Here is a 19,119-nt window from a genome sequence, read left to right as displayed (position 1 = left end):
TTTATAGTGATTTGAGAGAGCGAAATTCTTCGATCGAACGAAGCCAGTTCTTCCTCATGCTTGCCGCAGCCCCTGTAGCATCCCGATCCTTTAAGTGTTTAATGATCGCTGCATGTTCTTCTATCGTCTTTTCCGTTAAAACAAGCGAACTGTGAAAAAATAATCTTCGAACATGTGATTGTAAAGATGGAATCATTTTAAGAAGATAAGGGTTGTTGGCTGTATCGACAATAATTTGGTGAAACTCTTCATCAATTTTTAGAGCACCAAAGTAATTTTTTGAACGTACAGCCTCAGCTAATTGTTCATTTGTCAATTCTAGCAGCAGGGTTGCTTCATCTGTTAAATGGGGGACAGCCAGTTCAGCTGCCAATGCTTGTAATGCTGCTAAGGGTGGGAGGATATCTTTCATTGATTCTTCTTCCACTCTTGTCACTTGTGTTGATTTACCTGGGTACATTTCTACAAATCCTTGTGCTTCAAGAAGCTGCAGCGATTCACGAATTGGAGTTCTGCTGACACCTAAAGCCTCAGCAAGCTCTTTGTCATTCAATTTTTCGCCCGGACGCAAGGTGCCGTCAATAATCCATTGTAGCAGCTGGCTGAATGCGCTTTCTTTTGCTGATTTTCTTACCAGCTTTGAATGATCAGTAGGTATTGGCACTGGAATTCACCATCCTGCATAAATTCTATATTTTCTCTATATATTATACAGGTAAACTACCTGGATAGGAATATGCAATATATTAATCTCTTATTTTATAAGGTAAACCGGTAAGAAACTTACCGTCAGATAAATTTTTCCTAATGATAATTATTATGGAATAAACAAATTTCAGGTTTATGAATAAACGGAAAAGTCAATAGTAATATATATAAAATATGTGTCTAAATTAGAAAAGATTATTGACAAAAATGTGAATTTGAGAAATAATAGAAGAAAGGGAGATGGATAAAATGGAAACTAAACGGAAGATGTTAAATGCAGTAAAGTACATCGGTGGTACAGTGCTTGCTCTTGGGATTTTAACTTTCTTAATCGGTTTCTTTGGAAGCGATTCCAGTGTGTTAACTCCTATGGGCATTGGGGCAGTTGTAGGAGCAGTTTTCGTCTTTTTAATAGGGGTATTTTTTGTAGCATCTGAAGAAATGCTTGATAAAGCTTATAAAGGTATGGAACCTTATAGAACAAAGTAAAGAGCGTCGCTTTAGAGACGCTCTTTTTTTTGTGTCAAGGCTTGATCAGCCAGTAATGGATCTTTTATAAACCTGCATCCAGGTGCTGTCGGGCGGAATGCAATTCTGGTGTGATGGCTTGATGGCCTGTGGCCCGTGCCAATCCGTAAGCGGGCATATTTCCATACATACATTCGTATTGTCCTTTAGGAACAATATATGTCTCATGATAAATGCCTACCACACCATTATTTCCGATTTTTTGATTAAACTCTCTCCATGCGGTAAGGTGGTTCTGTCCTTTTGCATAATCCATCAATTCGTCTGCAGAACGCCAATATTGCACCATGATAGTTGTTCGCAGTCCAAAAAACGATTCCATAGACAAAAAGCCAAGATCTTTATTTGTATACAGCTCTCGAATCATAGCTGGCATGGCTTTGAATACGGGCAGCCATTTATGAATAGCCCACCATTTATTCACTCGCATACCGATAATAAATACGACAACCTCCTCATTTGAACTGGCAGTGTAACGCCCGGGGAAAATTTTTTAGGCATATGATCCCTCCTATAACTGGTCAATTTTCTTCATAGAACACTCACACCATTCAATCGCTGCTTTTGTTGTCCTTTTTCCATAGTCCAATGTCATAAGCCAAAATTGGGCCTCGTGTTTGTCAGCATAGCTGCTATTAATCATGTGTTCAATGCTTTGATAGGTCTGATATCGCTCATGGAGCTTTTTTAAGTATTCTGAGAGCTGAGCATAAATAATGTTCTTCTCCTCGTGCTGGCTAAAAAACAGCTTAAGTAAAAATTCATTTTTTTCCGTTGGTAGCTCTTTGAAAGGCGCCTGAATCCATTCTTGGAGAGCTTGCTTTCCTTTGGGCGTTATATAATACTCTTTTTTATCAGGTTTTTTGTCTTGTAAAGTTGTTTCCACTGTTGCAAACTCTTCATCAACCAGCTGTTTTAGAGTAGGATATATTTGTCCATAGCTGACTTTCCAAAAGTAGTTTAAACTTCCATCAATCATTTGTTTGATAGAATATCCAGAGCGGCATCCAGTCGTCAGTAGCCCAAGTATTGCATACTTTGTTTGATTTTCTCTTGCCATTGTATCTCCTTATATCAATTAGTTATATATCATTTAGATATATTATATTGGATGAACAGCAAAAAAGACAGACTTTTAGGATAATATTCAAATCTTTCTTGGCAAATTGTCTGGATGATGATTTTAATTTTTAGAAGTGTGTGATTGCTGTATGTGAAAAAGAGTGAGTGTTCATTTATCAGGCTTGCCAATGCAATTGGCAAAAGCAGAAGAGGGTTTAATGGTCTATTCCACTATCCTATCGATTGAAGGAGCCTCTCTATTTGTCTGACTTCTTTTCCTGGAGTGGAGGGGGATCAATTTTCTTTTTTATCGGGCCGTTTGCCACTTTATTCATCAGGAGCTAGTTCATGACAGGCATCTGGCCCACAAATGTTTATTTTTATTAGTTTATGAAAAAAGAGTTTGCTTAACAAAAAGCTCTTGTTAAAATTGGGAAGAAGGCTATTTAATTTGTGATTTTTATGGGGAGGATAAGTGAATGTTTAAGAAAATGGCTGCCGATGCACTTGGCTTATCGGACATTGGAACGATTATTTCACCGGCGGATTATGATAAGACAGATGCTGATGACTATGTGATGCATGAAGATGATGAAAAAATTTATTTTTTAATTAAAACAAAAGCAGATGAATACTGTTTTACGAACCTCGCTTTGATCCATGTAGATGGGGAAAGCGCAGTGTCTTCTAAAAGAACGTTAAAACGTTATCCGTATGCTCAGCATAGAATCTCTAATGTTGTGCTTGAAACAGCCGGTAAAATTGATATGGATGTTGAAATTAAATTCCAACTAGGAAATCAGGCATTTGATATTGATGTTCGAAAAGACCAGATTGAACAATTAAAAGATTTATACAAAGCTTTGCTGCGCATTGCAGAGATTACTCACGAGAACAGCGTATACATAGATATGGCTTCAAAAAGCCTTGATAAAGCAGCAAATATTTTGCAGAACTCACGCACAGATGAAAAACAATTAGGAACTACTTATCGGGAATTGACCGACTTCGGTTTTACATGGATGACATCTGTCCGAGAGCAATATCACTTAAAGGATTTCGGGGAAATATTTGAGAAGTATATCAATAATTAATACACAATAAAAGCCCATCTGCTAGATGGGCTTTTATTGGTAGACATTATATACTTGCAGGCTGTTCACATGCTATTGAGCTACTTTTACTTGGTGATCTTCATGTTCATGCAAGCCCTCTTTGTTTTCTACATGAACTTTTACAGTAAATTCGCCAGCTGCAGCGAATGTATAGGCACCAGAGTACTCGCCGGGTTTCGTTTCTTTCACATCCACCCAATCGTGCTTATCAGGATTGGCCTTGTTCCAGATTTCATAGCGGACTTGTGCTTTTGCCAAAGGCGCTTCTTTCATTTGCAAATGAACGGTTAATGAAGTGGGGACATTCGCTTTTACGTTTTCAGGCTCCATGAAGTGCATAGCAAAGCCTTCTGCATGCTCTCCGTGATCATGACTGTGTCCGGCTTGTTTTTCATGCTCATGGTGATCTTCAGTTACCCCTTTTCCGACAGTCACTGGCTTTAAAGGCATTGTATGAAGGTCTCTTGCCTGCACATGTACTTGTACAGTAAAGAGTCCATCATGGTCAAAAGCAGTTTTTGCTTCGTATGTGCCGTCTTTATTGTTTTTTGCCTTGATCATTTTGCTTTCTTCTTTTTTGCCTTCTTCCCATACCTCAAACTTCACTTCATCAGCATCGGCTACTTTTTCATCACCTTGCGATACAGTGGCTTTCATAGCGATATTTTCGTTAACAGCTGCTTTTTCGGGAACATCAAGCACTGCTTCCAGCGGCTCTACCTTTTTCTGTACCGTCTTTGGTTTCTCCACTTCCTTCTTATCTGCCCCGCTATTACATGCAGCTAGTGCCGTCATAGCAAAGACGACGGCTATCATCCAGAATAGTTTCTTCATGTCCATTCCTCCAATTTATCAGTCTTTAATGAAAAGAGCCTCAGCTATTTGACAAGGTTTTTTTTATGTCTTTAATCATGTCATCACTGTGAGCTCCTAAGGTAAAGCTGTACTCCTCTACAATTTCTCCATGTTGATTCACTAAGTAAAAGTTTGTGTTATGAATGACCTGATTTGATGATTCGGGTTTTTGAATGAGCGTTTGAAATTCCTCTCTGCCGAACGTCTCGATTTGCTCTTGAGTATAACCGGTGAGCATCTGCCAATTCGACTCATCTTCTGTAAAACCAGCTATATACTTTTTTAACTTGTTCGGTGTATCCACAGCCGGATCGACACTGAAGGAGACAAGCTCCACAGGAAGGTCTTCTGCTCTCAAGCGTTTTTGCAAAGCAGCCATATTGGCTGTCATCGGTGGACAGACAGTGTCACAATTGGTAAAGATAAAATTAGCGACCCACACTTTTCCTTTCAGGCTTTCGCTGCCAAACGCTTTTCCATTTTGATTAGTAAAGGTGAATGATTTCATTTGATAGGGCTTGGTTTTATCCAAGCCGCAGCCCGAAAGCGCGATTAATGTCATGCTTAGTATAAGCAGCCATATTTTCTTCATGCTGCGCACCTCTTTTCGTCCATCACTCATCGCCTGGAGAAAAAGAATACTTGAACCAAGCGTAAACGATGGTTGTGAAGTTTATGTGAGAAATCCTTAGCAATTTTTAAACAACAGGATCAACAAGCAACGGCAAGCGGATAGAAACAATGATTTCTTGGGCTGCCCGTCCGTTGCGAATGGAAAAAGTTCCGCCGTGCAGCCTGACAATTTCTTTTACGATAGAGAGGCCAAGGCCGGTTCCACCAGTTGCCCGGCTTCTGGCTTTATCTGTGCGAAAAAAGCGTTCACCTATGCGTGAGAGATCTTCCTCTTGAATGCTGATGCCTTGATTGATTACTTGTAGGAGCATGTCGTTATCTTCTGCTTTTAAGTCAATGATTAGGGTGCTTTCTTTAAAGGAATATTTAATGGCATTATCCAGTATGTTGTAAATAACCTGCTGAATTCGCTTTGCATCACCGTCAATGATGAGATCTTCCTGGAAATTCACTTCCGTTCTAATCTTTTTTTCACTCGTATGAATGTCAAACAAGTGGAGCGTGTCTAACAGCAGCTGGGCGACAGCGATAGGTTCCTTATCGAGCACGTACATGCTTTCCTGGAGATGATCAAGATCAACTAAATCATGGATTAATTTTTTTAGGCGATCGGTTTCTTTTTCCATCGTATTCAAATATTGCTGGGCTTCTTCGGGCGAAGTATATATTTCCTGCTTTAACGCCTGTGTATAACCGCTGATGTAAGTTAATGGTGTTCTTAACTCATGGACGACATTGGATAAAAACTCTTTTTTCCGGATATCCTGCTTTTCCAAGGAAGAACTCATTTTGTTAAAGGCTTTTGCGAGCTGACCAACCTCATCGTTGGCACGAATGGGCAGGCGATTCGAATAATTCCCCTTAGATACCTCTTGTGAGAATTGCTGAATTTCTGTGAGCGGCTGAAAGAGTGATTGTCGGATCCGGTTAACGACAAGAAACAAGAGCAAGAAAAATATAGTGCCTGTTAAAATTAAGATGGGCAGGCTGCCCTGGAATACTTCTTGAATAGCTGCCAGCGGCACGTAAATATAAATAAATCCGATCAGTCCCGTTTCGCCCATAATAGGGAAGATGGCGCCGATAATTTCCCGGTTAAATTCTTTTACATAGCCTTCTTTCATGACATAGTTGCCTTGTTCTAACCGCTTTTGGTCTTGTTTATTGACAAGCGCTTCATAGTTGATTTTATAAGGGAAGTAGGTGGAAAGCTCGTCCAAATTGTCAACTGCAATAATCTCGTATTCAGATACGACATTGTACCAATGAATTTTTTCAATAATTTCTTTACTTAAAGTACCGTAGTGATAGTGGGAAGCTGTCCTTTCGCCCTGATAAATGACCGATTCCCTTATGCTATTCAAGTACAAGTCTTTATACAAAAAGTGCAAAAAGAAGAAGGCGAAAACAATGGTGAAGACGATACAGGACAAAATAAGAAATAGCACCTTTTGACTTAATGTAAAATTCTTTCTCACTAGGACACCTCAAATTTATAACCGATTCCCCAGACAGTTTGAATGAGAGCAGACTGATCCTTTAGCTTTAACCGCAATGTCTTCACATGAGTATCCACCGTTCTCTCGCTGCCGTTGTATTCCTCACCCCAAACGGAATGAAGCAGTTGCTCCCGAGAAAAAACTTTTCCTGGATGCTGTGCTAACCAAGAAAGCAGCTCATATTCTTTTAATGTTAATGAGAGAGAGCGCCCATTCACTGTTACTTTGTAAGATTGCATATCAAGAGTGAGCGGTCCGATCGTATAGCGATTTGTTTGCCGGGAAGAAGGATTGGTTCTTCTTAAAACAGATTCAATCCTGGCTAGCAGCTCACCAGGGTGAAAAGGCTTTACGATATAATCATCGCCCCCCAGTTTTAAGCCATGAATTTTATCCCATTCTTCTCCCTTAGCTGATAAAAAAATAAGCGGTAAATCATATCTTCTTTTGATCTCTGCTGCGAAAGTAAAGCCATCCATATACGGCATCATGACATCTACTATTAATAAATCAGGTACTTGCTTATCGATAGCAGAAAGAGCATCTATTCCGTTGGATGCTTCCATAACGGCATAGCCTTCTTTCTCCAAAAAGGTTTTTAAAAGCTGCCTCATTGTTTCTTCATCATCTATGATCATTACCGTTAATCCATTCATATATATCCCTCACTTTCTCTTCTTATTGTATCCATTATTTGTGAAGTTTTGGTGTGATTAGGCGGTGAAAAAGTTAAATTTCATGTACAACGAGATAAAAACTCCAATAAAAGCATTGACTGATTAGTCAATGGGTAGTATGGTTATATTGACTGATCAGTCAATAAGAGAGGCATAGGAAGAGGGGGAGAGATACAGTGGGAATTGTAGAGCTTCATAACTTAACGAAATCATATAAAAACAATCGGGGGATTGTAGATGTTTCTTTCTCGATCGAAGAAGGAGAGATCTTTGGGTTTATCGGTCCGAATGGAGCCGGGAAAAGCACAACGATTCGCACGTTGTTGAACTTTATTTATCCGACGAGCGGTCATGCTACTATTTTTGGAAAAGATATCGTGAAAAAATCGAAGGAAATTCGTCGGCACGTCGGCTATTTGCCATCTGAAGTTCATTACTATGATGATATGAAAGTGATTGACTTATTGACTTACTCGGCCCGCTTTCATAAAAACTTTAAAGAAAAAAGAATGAAGGACTTGGCTACCATACTTGATTTGAATTTAAATAGGAAAATTGAGGATCTTTCTTTCGGAAACCGCAAAAAGGTGGGCATTGTCCAAGCGCTTTTGCATGAACCACAGCTTATTATTTTAGATGAACCGACAAGTGGACTTGACCCATTGATGCAGCATCATTTCTTTGACTTGCTGCATCAAGAGCAAAAGCGCGGGGCAACGATTTTTTTCTCTTCTCATGTTTTAAGCGAAGTGCAAAAGATGTGTGATCGTGTGGCCATTATTAAAGAAGGCCAGCTTGTGAAAGTAGAAACGATGGAAAGCTTAACGAAAAATAAAATGAAGAACGTGACAATTGCAATGGAAGGCGCTGATCAGCTTTTAATAGAATTCGACGGAGTGATCAGTCGCGAAGTGAAAAGGAACGAACTCAAACTTCTCTACAATGGAGACATTCAATGGCTTCTCAAGCAATTGAACAGCTTGCCTCTGCAGGACGTGTTGATAGAGGAGCCGTCGCTTGAAGAAATCTTTATGCATTATTACGAAAGCTGAGGGGAGTATACATGATTATTCAAAGGGAATGGAAGCGTAGCCGCAAATCATTAATTATCTGGAGCTTGATTTTAGGGGGGCTGGTTATTTGGCTGCTAAGTATTTTTCCTCAATTTGCTGAGCAGCAAGAAGACATGGAGAAATTATTCGAGGCCTACCCGGATTCAATGAAAGATCTATTTAAGATGAACGAGCTCAGCCTTAGTACATTAATAGGTTTTTATGGAATAGAAGTATACATGATGACAACGCTGCTCGGAAGTATTTATGCAGCCATATTGGCTTCCAATATGCTGGCCAAGGAGGAAAACGACAAAACAGTTGAGTTCTTGTTATCAAAGCCGGTAACGAGAAATGAAATTGTGGGACAAAAAGCTGCTGTTGTGATTATTAATGTGTTTATTTTAAACATAGTAGTAGCTATGGCTAGTCTGATAGGCTTCCAATTGGCAAAAGGATATGAGGTGCCGTACAAAACATTTGCTTTATTAGTAATCGGAGCACTCCTGCTTCATCTCACCTTTGCAGCTCTCTCCTATTTGCTATCGGCTGTTATGAGAAAAACAAGAAATACATTGGCTGTCTCTATTGCTGTAGTCATCATCACTTATTTTTTAAACATGATGTCAGGTCTCTCAGAGGAACTGAATGTAGTGAAATATATGAGTCCGTTTTATTACATTGAGGCCGCTTCTATTATTAACGATCACAAGCTGGAGCCTGCTTACTCATTAATTATGGTAATGGTATGCTTGCTTAGTCTCTTTGCTGCGTTTATGGTATATAAGAGAAAAGATATTTCTGTTTAATAATGAAAGTACGAGGTGTTCAGCATTGTATGAAGCTTTTGAAAAGCAGCCTCAGGCTAAAAAAGATTTAATATTGAAAGTAGCCATTGAAGAGTTTGTGAAAAATGGCTATGAAAAAGCATCTACCGATATTATTACAAGCCGGGCCGGTATTTCTAAAGGGATTCTTTTTCACTATTTTAAAAGCAAAAAAAATCTGTATGTATATCTCGCATCCCATGTGATTGATCTGACAACGAAAAAAACGGTAGAGTCACTTGATGATATCCGATCTGATGATTTTTTTGAACGGATTAAAGAAGCTGTCTGGTTGAAACAAGAAGTGACAGCTCCTTATAAACAGGAGATGCAGTTTATCACGGATGTTCTGTTGCACCCGCCGAAAGTGGTTAAATCAGAGATTGAGGATTTATTAAGAAGAAAGCATGAAACCTATGGAATTGCTTTGATGCAAAGCCGCTTGTACCCGAAAGAATTGATCGATGAGAGCAGGCTGCGGCCAGGAGTGTCTAAGGAAAGGGTCATCCAAATGACAGCCTTTATCGTAGAGCAGCTTTCAGCAAAATATCAGACGCTTCAAAAAAATAAGCAATATAACTTTTTTGAGAACCCGGAACTGTTAATGAGTGAGCTTGATGCTTACCTCGATATTGTGAAACATGGTGTGTATAAAGCGGAATAATGAAAGGGACTGGCGAGTGCTAGTCCCTTTATTGTGCTTTTCTTCTCTTGCTAATTAAAAAAGTAATTTGTGCCATGGTAAAAGGCAAGGAAGATTTTTTCCGATAGGCAAGATATTTCGCTTCCCAGGAATTCGTATACTTTTCTTTAAACTTTCTTAAGCCTTGAAACTGGTAAAAAAACTGGCCGTGTAAAAAGATTTGGGCAGCAATTTTTTCACTTAAAAAAGAAAATTTGGAGGTGCCTACATTAGAAAGTGGGGCCATTCCCAAGTGGAAAAATAGATAGCCTTGGCTTTTCGACCATTCGAACAAGGAAAGAAAGATAAAGTCCATAGTGCCAGCAGGAGCACCTGGCTGAAATCTTATTAGATCTACAGAGATAGTCCGTCCGCCGTCGTATATTGGCATGAGGCTTGCAAATCCTACTATCTCATGGTTGGCTGTTTTCAAGATAGCTATTTTTGCTTTGTTGAGATAGTCTTCATCAAAAAAGCCAAGAGAAAATCCTTTTTCTTCTCTTCCTTGCAGCCACTGCTGTGAGACGTCGTTCAGTTCAGCTATGAGTTCTTTTTCAAAGGGAGGGTCAATTATTTCAAAGCGGTAATTCTCTCGTTCAAATTTATTTTTTACCGCCCTTTCTCCTTTCATCTTTTTTCCTGACAAAGTAAAGCTTTCTAAATGAACAGCCGCTTCCTCACCTAGTTTAAAAAAATCATAGCCATATTCATGAAGAGGAGGGAGCATGTCATTGCTCACTTCATAAAAAGCGAGTGTGTAGCCGTAAAGATCGGCCATTTTTAGAAATTCCCCAATTGCACGAGGAAAGTCTGCTTCTTCCCCGATTGGATTGCCGAGAATAACTAACTTATCAGCATATTTCTGATAGGAAAACAGCACTGTTTTTTCCTTGTTCCAGTACACATATTTATCATGCAGAAAAATCAAATGAGCCAGCACATTTCCTTTATAGTTGGAAAGATGATTGAAAATTTCTTCTTCTTGAGCTGCTGATGTCTCTGGAATCCATAGCCTAGGCTTACGGATCAGGTAGCCGATAGTTAAAATAAAAAAGGCGATAAGCAAGCCAATGGCCGCGCTAAGAAATAAATCGGTGTAACTAGTAATGATGTAAGGAGCTAATGCTTTCGGTACATTGAGCTTTGCCGAAGGCAGATTAAAATAGCCAATCAATAAATACATGGAAGTGATGATCAAAAACACAGTGAGATCAAACAGAGCCTTGCCCCAGGTGAGCACATAGCTTTCTCTATAAAAGCTGCCTTTCGAAGCTTTTAAAAGAAGGGCAACCGCTAGCATAAAAATGGCTTCCTCATAATCAATTCCTTTAAACAGCGAGAAAAGCGCAGCGAAGCCTAAAACGATCATCGTCAGTTGATAGGCACGTTTCACGTTGTAATTAATTCCCCGTGACAGGCCGAGTAAAATAAAACCAGCGGCCACTGAAAGCTGATGAGAGAGATTCATGATAGGGAAAGATAAAATTTCATGAGCAATCTTTATCCTTTCTAGAATCCCCGGCACAGCTGCAGATAAGAGCAAAATGAGTCCTGAAACAAATACAAGAACAGTCAGCAAAACATGGCTGATGTTCTGGATAACAGTGTTTGGCAAGTTGTCCCACGATTGATTCCATTTGTTCCAATAATCTTTTACAAATAGGGCTGCAGCCAGCAAAAATGGAAGCAAGAAATAACCTGCACGGTAAAAGATAAGCATCACAAGAACTTTTTCATCCAGTATGTCTAAATTCTGTGTTCCCCATATAAAAACCAAGTCAAACGATCCGAGTCCTCCAGGGATCATACTGGCTATACCTGCACAGGAAGCGATAATAAAAACAGGCACAAGTTCATAAAAAGGCAGAGGGATATCCAGTATAATGCTCAATATCCAAATAACCGAGAAAGCTAAGGACCATTCCAGCAGTGAAACGAGTAAAAGAGTGACAGCAGACCGGAGATTGATTAAAGAGCCTTTTCCCTGTCGGTTTTGATAAAAATAAAAAAGGGAGAAAAGAGGCAAATATAATCCAACTGCCAGCACAGCTAAAAACAGCCACTTTGTATCAACAATGAGTGGAAAGTCTTTGTAAGCAGTGGGGATCGTCCACGCAATCAAAGAAATGCCTGTTAAATAAAAGAGTGAAACAGAAGTAATAGCTGTTAGAAGCCTTCGCTTATCCAAATCATGCTTGTTATAAAAATAAGTCCGGAGCATCACTCCCACGAGGCCGCCAAAACCAATTAAGTTGGAAAAAGAATTAGTAATGAACGATTGTTTTATGAGCTTTTTTGTTTGGATTTTAATATTCAGAATACGAACTAAAACAGCATCATAAAAAAACATTGGAAAGATACCGCAGAAAGGCACAAGTAAAATAAGGGCCGTCTCTACCGAATTTAAATGCTTTATCTCGGAACGGATCAAGCGAATATCTAGCCCGTTAGCAAACTGTTTGATCTCTATTAAAGCAATTATAAATAAAATAACTGGAAAGCCAATTTTAATAAATTGAAAGAGTTTTTCCTTGTTAATACGCAGCATAAGTTACACCTATTTTCCGTTTACTAATTGTAGTGAAAAGGGAGAATGCACCTATAATTCTTATTGTAGCCGTCACCTGATTGCCTCAAACAAATTCCTAAAAAAGGATAAGCCCTCAAGGCACAACAGTTACATTTTACATATAGAGGCAGGAATCTACAATGAAATGTCGAAAAAAGTATTAGAATATATATGGAAACAGCTGGAGGGTACATAAAACAAATGGCCCGGTCATACATTAAATTGCCGGCTGATTCTGCAGGTTATATTCATATTATTCTGTATATTGGCAACATTTAGCCGATAAATAAATAGGAAAGTAGAGTGGATGGGATGAAGAAATTTAGTTTGGTAAGTTTCATGCTTGTATTCATTTTCATGCTTGCAGCATGTGGTGGAGACAAAACGGCCAGCACAAACGGGGACGGGAAAAAAGGGGAAGAAAAAAAGGAGTACACAGTGGGGATAGATACGACGTATCCTCCATTTGAATATGAGGAGGGCGGCGAGTACAAGGGAATTGATATTGATTTAATCCATGCCATTGCCGAAAGCCAAGATTTCAAGATTAAGCTCTCTCCGATGGACTTTGGGGGAATTATACCGGCTATGCAAGCGGGACAATTAGATGTAGCGATTGCAGGAATGAGTATCACTGATGAAAGAAAGAAAGTGGTTGATTTCTCAGAGCCATATTTTGATGCTGGCATTACGCTTGTTGTAAAAAAAGATAACAGCAGCATTAAGAGTGTCAGTGATTTAAAAGGAAAAACAGTAGCTGTGAAAAAAGGGACGATTGGCGCGAAGTTTGCTCAAGAAAATGCTGACAAAGAAGGCTTTAAAGTGACACAGTTTAATGATAGCCCAGCCATGTTTCAAGAAGTAGCCAATGGCAATGCGGACGCTTTAATTGAAGATTATCCAGTCATTGCTTATGCCATTGCCCAAAAGGATCTTGGTTTGAAAATCGTCGGCGACCGCTTGAATGGTGATCAGTACGGAATTGCTGTCTTGAAAGGTGAAAACAAAGAACTTCTTGAGAAAATCAATAAAGGATTGGCTGAATTAAAAGAAAATGGAAAATACGAGGAGATTTTGAACACGTATCTTGCGGAGTAAAGAAAGTTGAGAAGCGTGTAGATGGGTCACATGGAAAGTGAAGATCAAGCATATTCGAACATCATCAGCTTGGAAGCGCGCAGATAGCGCGCTTTCTTCTTAGAAGGAGAGAGCGTAATGGAGACAATTACTAATTCATTGCCGTATTTAATGAAGGGACTTCAAGTCACCCTTTATATCTTTGTCATTGCTATCATTTTAGGATTCATTCTTGGCCTAATCATGGCACTCTTGCGGCTTGCCCCGCTAAAGATTTTGAACTGGATTGCCAAAATCTTTATTGATGCTATCCGTGGCACACCGTTTCTGGTTCAGCTATTTTTCATTTACTTTGGTTTGAACTCATTGGAGTGGATTTCCTTTGATAGGACAACTGCTGGCGTCATAACCATTGCAATTAATGCTGGTGCCTATTTTGCTGAAATTATCCGAGCAGGCATCCAATCGATAGACAAAGGACAAACGGAAGCTTCCAGATCTATTGGCTTAACAGGTATTCAGACGATGCGCTATATTATTTTACCGCAGGCGTTCCGAAGAATGCTACCAGCTTTGACAAATCAGTCAATTATCAGTTTAAAAGATACTTCGCTCTTATCAATTATCGGCATCGCTGATTTAATGCAACAGGGATCTGTTCAGGTTTCTGCAACGTTTGAAGCGTTTAAAATCTGGCTCGTTGTTGGAATTATTTATTTTGTCGTTATTTATTTATTATCCGTATTAGGTAATTTCCTTGAAAGGAGATTTGAATTACGATGAGCATGATTGAAGTAAAGAACTTAAAAAAATCATTTGGTTCGCTGGAGGTGCTAAAAGATATTAATGCTGCTATTGAGGAGCGGGAAGTAGTATGCGTGATTGGGCCATCCGGTTCAGGTAAAAGCACTTTTCTCCGCTGTCTAAACCGGCTTGAGACGATTACGGGCGGAAGCGTAGTTATTAACAATTATGACATTACGGATCCAAAAGTAAATATCAACAAAGTAAGACAAGAAGTAGGCATGGTATTTCAACAGTTCAACCTTTTTCCTCACATGACAGTAGTAGAGAACATTATACTCGGGCCAATGAAAGCGCTTAACAACAGTAAAGAAGCAGCGATCAAAAAAGCACATGAATTGTTGGAAAAGGTTGGACTGCAAGAAAAGGCGACAAGCTATCCTGGCGAATTATCAGGCGGTCAAAAGCAGCGAGTTGCCATTGCGAGGGCACTGGCGATGAATCCGAAGATTATGCTGTTTGATGAACCCACTTCCGCGCTTGACCCGGAGATGGTCGGGGATGTGCTTGCGGTAATGAAGCAGCTTGCCCAAGAAGGGATGACGATGGTGGTCGTTACTCACGAAATGGGCTTTGCCCGGGAAGTGGGTGACCGTGTCATTTTTATGGACGGCGGGTATATAGTTGAAGAAAATAAACCGTCAGAGCTATTCGGAAATCCCCAGCATGAGCGGACGAAAGCGTTCTTAAGCAAAGTGCTATAAAAAGAATTTCAGCAGGGAAAGCACACTGGTAGAACTGGTTAGCAATGGCTAAATAAGCCCCGGGCAAGTGACATGCCCGGGGCTTATTTATGTTGCTGTTAAAAACAAACCATTGACTTATTATAAACATTTTAATAATATGTTTATTAAATAGTAAACGTTTAGAAAGGTTGTTTGTTTTATGGATAACACAGAGCGGTTTTGGAACGCTTCATTGGAAGAATTAAAACGCGGATATGTTTACGAAGGGAGTCATTGTGTTTGTTTGCTTTGTGGGGAGAGCTTGGAAAAGGGAATTATTTATCCGCATGAAGGAACATTCTATGAAGCGGAACGATATATGCAGCTTCACATTAAAGAAGAGCATGAATCAGTTTTCTCGTATCTTATTGGTCTTAATAAAAAAATTACAGGGTTAACCGAACATCAGAATAGACTCCTTCAGTTGTTTTACGAAGGAAAAAGCGATGCAGACATTCAGCGAGAAATGGAAATTGGCAGTGCATCAACTATACGGAACCATCGCTTTACTTTAAAGGAAAAAGAACGGCAGGCAAAAGTTTTTTTAACGCTTATGGAGCTGTTGAAGGAAAAAGATGAGCATGCTCCTACTTTTGTGGATGTTCCTCCAACCGCAGTGAGGATTGATGACCGTTATAACATAACTGAGGAAGAACGGGCATTTGTACTGGAGAAGTATTTTCAAAATGGTTCGTTAACCACATTTTCTTTAAAAGAAAAACAAAAGCTGATCGTACTCAGAGAAATAGCGAAACAATTCCACTCTGGTAAACGATACAGTGAAAAAGAAGTAAATGAACGCTTAAAAGTTATTTATGGCGATTATGTGTTGCTCAGACGTTATTTAATTGAATATGGCTTTTTAGACAGGCAGGCAGATGGTAGTGAGTATTGGTTAAAACAATAAAGATACAAAGGAGCATCCATCATGGATCGAAAAAAAATACTAAAACAACAATATAAAGAAACGAAAATTGAAGCGGGCATTTACCAGATTAAAAATAAGAAGAATGGCAAGGTGTTTATCGGCAGTACAAGAAATTTAAAAACGCTCAATGGAAAACGTTTTGAATTAGAGGTGGGCACAAACACAAATAAACATCTGCAAAGTGAGTGGAAAGAGTTTGGCCAAGATACTTTTGAATTTGAAGTGCTGGAGGTCTTAAAAAAGAAAGAAACGGGCTATTTTGACGAAAAGAAAGAGCTGGAGAGACTGGAGGACAAGTGGCTCGCCAAATTGGAACCTTACGGCGAGCGTGGATATAACCGGGAAAAGCCAAATGATAAACAGCAAAGCTGAGCGGAATTGCCGACTCAGCTTTGCTGTTTATTCTGTATATTCATAGGCTTTCAATTTACGATAAAGCGTATTTCTTGATATGCCTAGCTGTTTGGCAGCTTGCGAAATGTTGCTGTTATGTGTTTTTAAAGCTTGTTCGATTAGTAGCTTTTCCGCTTCCTCCAACGTATAGGCCGAGGGTGGAAAGCTCGGAGCAGCGACTGTCGATGCTCTTTTCGGTGTTGTCTGCAATTTTAAGTGATGAGTATCAATCCAACGGCCATCAGCGAGAAAACTAGCCTGTGTCACAACATTTTTTAACTCGCGGACATTGCCGGGCCAGTCATAGCTAAGCAGCATGTTTTCTGCTTCATTAGTAAATTGCTGAGAGCGGCCGGATAGCCCTATGAGAAAATGGCGGGCGAGCTGAATAATGTCTCCCCGCTCTCTCAATGGGGGAATGTTCAGGCAGATTTCATTTAAACGATAATAAAGGTCGGCACGGAATGACCCTTTTTTCGTTTCCTCCAGTAAATTTCGATGAGTAGCTGCAATGATGCGAACATCAACAGGATAACTCTGATGATCACCGACGGGCATCACTTCCCGTTCCTCAAGAACACGAAGAAGTGCGCTTTGTGCCTGCAGCGGCATGTCGCCAATTTCATCGAGGAAGAGAGTGCCCCCGTCCGCCGCGCGGAATTTTCCGAGACTGCCAGCATGGTCCGCTCCTGTAAAAGCGCCTTTTTTATAGCCGAAGAGTTCGCTCTCAATTAAATTTTTAGCTAAAGCACTGCAATTGACGGCGACAAAAGGTTTGTCTGCACGCATGCTTGCCTGATGAACGGATTGAGCAAATAATTCTTTGCCTGTTCCGCTTTCTCCATGAATAAAAAGTGAAAAATCGGTAGCCGCTGCCCTCTGGGAGAGTTGGATGACCTGTTTAACTTTCGGGCATTCGGCAATCATCCGGTCAAAGGTGTAACTTTTACGGGCAGAGGTGTGAGGTTTGATCATGTAGGAACGTCTTGAACAATAACCGGATGTTGGATAAATAGATTCTGTATGTAACGAAGAGGGATTAAAAGCGGTTCCAATACAATTGTTTCCCAACAGCTTCTTTGCTTTTTTGTTAGCATAAATAATGTGACTGTCTGCATTTACAGTGACAATCCCTTGGGAGTGGGAGCTGCTTAGTTTTTCTGTTTCCCGGATAAGCAGTTCATTTTCTACTTTTACATGTTCGGTTAGCAGCCGATAACCAATCGCATCGGCAGCAAGCATAGCCATAATTAAAGCATTATCCTGTATATTCGAACTGCGTGAACTGAAGTTGACGACTGCGGTCACTTGTCCGGCCTCATCAAAAATAGGGCTTGCCGAACAAGTCAGCACTTGATTTTCTAGAAAAAAGTGCTCACTTCCATGGATATTGACGGGCATTTTGTGCTCAATGCTGAAGCTGACTGCATTTGTTCCGCGAAAAGTTTCTCCCCAGCATGTGCCGATTGCCAGCGCAGGATTATTCATGAGGCCAGGTTCACTTATTACTCCATACGAATGCAAAATGTAGCCTTCATGATCAAGCAGGTCTGCTCGATAGTGATAGTCTTTTAGAAATTGATCGAGCTGCCGGAATACGGCTTCTGAGGCACGAATGAGTCTTTCATTTTTCTCCAGCAACTCCTTAAGCAAATTTCCTTCCGCTTGATAAAAAATGGGCTTGCCGTTCCGGTCGAATCCAAGGTCTTGACAGCGTCTCCAAGAATATTTTAGCCATGTTTGCTTATCGTTCAGCGCATTTCTAATCATCTTTTGGGTCTCGCCTCACTATAAAGTAATGAATTTTCTAATAATTATACTATAATCCATTTATTTTATAAACTGCTTGTCACGAAAAGGGGCAATGTCACAGAGTAACACAGAAAAAGTGTCACTTTTTGTGACAGTAGAAAAAAACGGTGCTTACGAAGGCAATAAACACAAGGGACGTTCTATTGGCACAGAAGTTGCTAATAAGAGAGTAAATGAGTGAAAGGGGAGAGAGAAATGGAATTTGAATTTGGTATTCCAAGCCAGGTTACTTTTGGTGCGGGCAGTGTAAAAAAGATTGGGGAAGTGCTCGCAGAATTACATGCTAAAAAAGTATTGTGTGTATATGATCAAGGGGTTAAGCAGGCAGGGATTATTGATCAGGTGTTTACATATTTAGAAGAAAGCGGCGTAACCATTATAGAGTTTGCCAATGTTGTGCCTAACCCGCCAGATACGATTTTGGAAGAAGGCGCTGATTTAGCTGTACAGGAAAACGTAGACGCAATCATAGCCATTGGTGGGGGCAGTCCGATCGACGCGGCCAAGGCAATTAACGTATTAACGACAAATCCGGGCCCGATCCATCAGTATGAAGGGTTGAACCTGGTGAAAAATCCAACCAAGCCATTAATCGCTATTCCTACAACGGCTGGAACTGGAAGCGAGGTAACGGCTGTTACGGTTATTACAGATACAAAAGGAGCCAAAAAGATGGTTATTGGCGGCCGCCACTGCGGAGCAGATGTTGCGTTAGTTGATCCAGAGTTAACAGTGGGTCTGCCGCCCGCTGTCACAGCAGCAACTGGTATGGATGCCCTTACGCATGCAATTGAATCATATGTTTCCAAGCTTGCTTCAGTACCGAGTGAGATCAACTCTTTAAAGGCAGTGGAGCTTATTTATAACAACTTAGAAGAAGCTTATAAAAACGGCAGCAATATCGAGGCGCGCACAAACATGCTGCTCGGCAGCATGATGGCAGCCTATGCCTTTAACTCTGCTCTTCTAGGTTTGGTTCATGCCATTGCTCATCCGCTCAGCGTGTATTGCGGTCTTCCGCATGGTGTAGCAAATGCATGCATGCTTCCGGATGTGATGGAATATAACGCTCAGGATGCAACGGTACAAAAGCGTTTTAAAGATATTGCTCAGGTGATGGGATTGCCGATAGGGGGCTCTCTGATGAAGAAGCGGCCAACCAAGCGGTAGAAG

21 protein-coding genes are annotated in these 19,119 nt (G+C 40.2%); 12 read left to right on the top strand and 9 right to left on the bottom strand.

What is annotated here, in order from left to right:
- Nucleotide 1 precedes the first annotated feature (1 nt).
- Nucleotides 2–664 (bottom strand): GntR family transcriptional regulator, encoded by a 663-nt coding sequence (locus CJ483_RS10255; RefSeq protein ID WP_120034623.1) that lies wholly within the window; start codon nucleotides 662–664, stop codon nucleotides 2–4.
- 293 nt (nucleotides 665–957) lie between these two features.
- Between CJ483_RS10255 and CJ483_RS10250 the strand changes: the two genes are divergently transcribed.
- Entirely contained in the window at nucleotides 958–1,197 is a 240-nt protein-coding gene (locus tag CJ483_RS10250) for a hypothetical protein (RefSeq protein ID WP_120034621.1), read from the top strand.
- 64 nt (nucleotides 1,198–1,261) lie between these two features.
- On the opposite strand, the gene CJ483_RS10245 is transcribed toward CJ483_RS10250, so the two are convergent.
- Together CJ483_RS10245 and CJ483_RS10240 are read right to left on the bottom strand one after the other, a co-directional pair.
- Entirely contained in the window at nucleotides 1,262–1,726 is a 465-nt protein-coding gene (locus CJ483_RS10245) for a DUF4188 domain-containing protein (RefSeq protein ID WP_259455797.1), read from the bottom strand.
- 21 nt (nucleotides 1,727–1,747) lie between these two features.
- On the bottom strand, nucleotides 1,748–2,296 hold the full coding sequence (locus CJ483_RS10240; protein ID WP_120034617.1) for a PadR family transcriptional regulator: 549 nt from the start codon (nucleotides 2,294–2,296) through the stop codon (nucleotides 1,748–1,750).
- Between the two features lie 481 nt (nucleotides 2,297–2,777).
- On the opposite strand from CJ483_RS10240, the gene CJ483_RS10235 reads away from it, so the two are divergent.
- Nucleotides 2,778–3,392, top strand: a complete 615-nt coding sequence (locus CJ483_RS10235; RefSeq protein WP_120034615.1) for a PH domain-containing protein — start codon at nucleotides 2,778–2,780, stop codon at nucleotides 3,390–3,392.
- Nucleotides 3,393–3,464: 72 nt separating this feature from the next.
- Here the strand turns inward: CJ483_RS10235 and CJ483_RS10230 are convergent, their stop codons facing one another.
- The 4 genes from CJ483_RS10230 to CJ483_RS10215 form a co-directional block, all read right to left on the bottom strand.
- On the bottom strand, nucleotides 3,465–4,247 hold the full coding sequence (locus CJ483_RS10230; protein WP_120034613.1) for a FixH family protein: 783 nt from the start codon (nucleotides 4,245–4,247) through the stop codon (nucleotides 3,465–3,467).
- 40 nt (nucleotides 4,248–4,287) lie between these two features.
- A complete protein-coding gene (locus tag CJ483_RS10225; RefSeq protein ID WP_120034611.1) occupies nucleotides 4,288–4,860 on the bottom strand; it encodes an SCO family protein in 573 nt (190 codons plus the stop codon).
- A 106-nt stretch (nucleotides 4,861–4,966) separates the two neighbouring features.
- Entirely contained in the window at nucleotides 4,967–6,379 is a 1,413-nt protein-coding gene (locus tag CJ483_RS10220) for a sensor histidine kinase (RefSeq protein ID WP_120034608.1), read from the bottom strand.
- Entirely contained in the window at nucleotides 6,379–7,056 is a 678-nt protein-coding gene (locus CJ483_RS10215) for a response regulator transcription factor (protein WP_120034606.1), read from the bottom strand. Before CJ483_RS10215 ends, CJ483_RS10220 begins: the two co-directional genes overlap by 1 nt.
- 197 nt (nucleotides 7,057–7,253) lie before the next feature.
- Here CJ483_RS10215 and CJ483_RS10210 point away from each other — a divergent pair, with 197 nt between their 5' ends.
- Genes CJ483_RS10210 through CJ483_RS10200 form a run of 3 tightly spaced genes read left to right on the top strand, consistent with a single transcriptional unit; the run spans nucleotide 7,254 to nucleotide 9,620 of the window.
- Complete coding sequence (locus CJ483_RS10210; RefSeq protein WP_120034604.1) at nucleotides 7,254–8,129, top strand: ABC transporter ATP-binding protein; 876 nt, start codon at nucleotides 7,254–7,256, stop codon at nucleotides 8,127–8,129.
- A gap of 11 nt (nucleotides 8,130–8,140) precedes the next feature.
- Entirely contained in the window at nucleotides 8,141–8,938 is a 798-nt protein-coding gene (locus tag CJ483_RS10205) for an ABC transporter permease subunit (protein ID WP_120034602.1), read from the top strand.
- Between the two features lie 25 nt (nucleotides 8,939–8,963).
- Nucleotides 8,964–9,620, top strand: a complete 657-nt coding sequence (locus CJ483_RS10200) for a TetR/AcrR family transcriptional regulator (protein WP_120034600.1) — start codon at nucleotides 8,964–8,966, stop codon at nucleotides 9,618–9,620.
- 28 nt (nucleotides 9,621–9,648) lie between these two features.
- Here the strand turns inward: CJ483_RS10200 and mprF are convergent, their stop codons facing one another.
- Nucleotides 9,649–12,186, bottom strand: a complete 2,538-nt coding sequence (gene mprF, locus CJ483_RS10195; RefSeq protein ID WP_120034598.1) for a bifunctional lysylphosphatidylglycerol flippase/synthetase MprF — start codon at nucleotides 12,184–12,186, stop codon at nucleotides 9,649–9,651.
- Nucleotides 12,187–12,519: 333 nt separating this feature from the next.
- On the opposite strand from mprF, the gene CJ483_RS10190 reads away from it, so the two are divergent.
- From CJ483_RS10190 to CJ483_RS10170, 5 genes are all read left to right on the top strand, one after another.
- Nucleotides 12,520–13,305, top strand: a complete 786-nt coding sequence (locus CJ483_RS10190) for a transporter substrate-binding domain-containing protein (protein WP_120037918.1) — start codon at nucleotides 12,520–12,522, stop codon at nucleotides 13,303–13,305.
- Between the two features lie 117 nt (nucleotides 13,306–13,422).
- Nucleotides 13,423–14,067, top strand: a complete 645-nt coding sequence (locus CJ483_RS10185) for an amino acid ABC transporter permease (RefSeq protein WP_120034596.1) — start codon at nucleotides 13,423–13,425, stop codon at nucleotides 14,065–14,067.
- Nucleotides 14,064–14,792 carry an amino acid ABC transporter ATP-binding protein gene (locus CJ483_RS10180; RefSeq protein ID WP_120034594.1) on the top strand — a complete coding sequence of 243 codons (729 nt, stop codon included), beginning with the start codon at nucleotides 14,064–14,066 and terminating at the stop codon, nucleotides 14,790–14,792. Before CJ483_RS10185 ends, CJ483_RS10180 begins: the two co-directional genes overlap by 4 nt.
- Nucleotides 14,793–14,973: 181 nt before the next feature.
- On the top strand, nucleotides 14,974–15,720 hold the full coding sequence (locus CJ483_RS10175; protein WP_120034592.1) for a DUF2087 domain-containing protein: 747 nt from the start codon (nucleotides 14,974–14,976) through the stop codon (nucleotides 15,718–15,720).
- A gap of 21 nt (nucleotides 15,721–15,741) precedes the next feature.
- The gene (locus CJ483_RS10170) at nucleotides 15,742–16,113 is read left to right on the top strand and encodes a GIY-YIG nuclease family protein (RefSeq protein ID WP_120034590.1); all 372 of its coding nucleotides are present in this window, start codon (nucleotides 15,742–15,744) and stop codon (nucleotides 16,111–16,113) included.
- 27 nt (nucleotides 16,114–16,140) lie between these two features.
- Here the strand turns inward: CJ483_RS10170 and CJ483_RS10165 are convergent, their stop codons facing one another.
- Nucleotides 16,141–17,904: a sigma-54-dependent Fis family transcriptional regulator gene (locus tag CJ483_RS10165; protein WP_120034588.1), complete on the bottom strand. Its 1,764-nt coding sequence runs from the start codon at nucleotides 17,902–17,904 to the stop codon at nucleotides 16,141–16,143.
- 94 nt (nucleotides 17,905–17,998) lie between these two features.
- On the opposite strand from CJ483_RS10165, the gene CJ483_RS25045 reads away from it, so the two are divergent.
- Nucleotides 17,999–18,127 carry a hypothetical protein gene (locus CJ483_RS25045; RefSeq protein WP_259455607.1) on the top strand — a complete coding sequence of 43 codons (129 nt, stop codon included), beginning with the start codon at nucleotides 17,999–18,001 and terminating at the stop codon, nucleotides 18,125–18,127.
- A gap of 14 nt (nucleotides 18,128–18,141) precedes the next feature.
- Nucleotides 18,142–19,116, top strand: a complete 975-nt coding sequence (locus CJ483_RS10160; RefSeq protein ID WP_259455606.1) for an iron-containing alcohol dehydrogenase — start codon at nucleotides 18,142–18,144, stop codon at nucleotides 19,114–19,116.
- Nucleotides 19,117–19,119 lie beyond the last annotated feature (3 nt).

The sequence above is a fragment of the Bacillus sp. PK3_68 genome (assembly GCF_003600835.1).
Taxonomy (GTDB): Bacteria; Bacillota; Bacilli; order Bacillales; family Domibacillaceae; genus Pseudobacillus.
This window is presented reverse-complemented; position numbering and strand designations above follow the sequence as displayed.

Excerpts from the sequence above, each read along its gene's own strand:
- CJ483_RS10235 (WP_120034615.1), top strand. The coding sequence starts at position 2,778 with ATGTTTAAGAAAATGGCTGCCGATGCACTTGGCTTATCGGACATTGGA.
- mprF (WP_120034598.1), bottom strand. The coding sequence starts at position 12,186 with ATGCTGCGTATTAACAAGGAAAAACTCTTTCAATTTATTAAAATTGGC.
- CJ483_RS10205 (WP_120034602.1), top strand. The coding sequence starts at position 8,141 with ATGATTATTCAAAGGGAATGGAAGCGTAGCCGCAAATCATTAATTATC.
- CJ483_RS10250 (WP_120034621.1), top strand. The coding sequence starts at position 958 with ATGGAAACTAAACGGAAGATGTTAAATGCAGTAAAGTACATCGGTGGT.
- CJ483_RS10185 (WP_120034596.1), top strand. The coding sequence starts at position 13,423 with ATGGAGACAATTACTAATTCATTGCCGTATTTAATGAAGGGACTTCAA.
- CJ483_RS10225 (WP_120034611.1), bottom strand. The coding sequence starts at position 4,860 with ATGAAGAAAATATGGCTGCTTATACTAAGCATGACATTAATCGCGCTT.
- CJ483_RS10165 (WP_120034588.1), bottom strand. The coding sequence starts at position 17,904 with ATGATTAGAAATGCGCTGAACGATAAGCAAACATGGCTAAAATATTCT.
- CJ483_RS10215 (WP_120034606.1), bottom strand. The coding sequence starts at position 7,056 with ATGAATGGATTAACGGTAATGATCATAGATGATGAAGAAACAATGAGG.
- CJ483_RS10190 (WP_120037918.1), top strand. The coding sequence starts at position 12,520 with ATGAAGAAATTTAGTTTGGTAAGTTTCATGCTTGTATTCATTTTCATG.
- CJ483_RS25045 (WP_259455607.1), top strand. The coding sequence starts at position 17,999 with ATGTCACAGAGTAACACAGAAAAAGTGTCACTTTTTGTGACAGTAGAA.
- CJ483_RS10175 (WP_120034592.1), top strand. The coding sequence starts at position 14,974 with ATGGATAACACAGAGCGGTTTTGGAACGCTTCATTGGAAGAATTAAAA.
- CJ483_RS10160 (WP_259455606.1), top strand. The coding sequence starts at position 18,142 with ATGGAATTTGAATTTGGTATTCCAAGCCAGGTTACTTTTGGTGCGGGC.
- CJ483_RS10170 (WP_120034590.1), top strand. The coding sequence starts at position 15,742 with ATGGATCGAAAAAAAATACTAAAACAACAATATAAAGAAACGAAAATT.
- CJ483_RS10240 (WP_120034617.1), bottom strand. The coding sequence starts at position 2,296 with ATGGCAAGAGAAAATCAAACAAAGTATGCAATACTTGGGCTACTGACG.
- CJ483_RS10180 (WP_120034594.1), top strand. The coding sequence starts at position 14,064 with ATGAGCATGATTGAAGTAAAGAACTTAAAAAAATCATTTGGTTCGCTG.
- CJ483_RS10230 (WP_120034613.1), bottom strand. The coding sequence starts at position 4,247 with ATGAAGAAACTATTCTGGATGATAGCCGTCGTCTTTGCTATGACGGCA.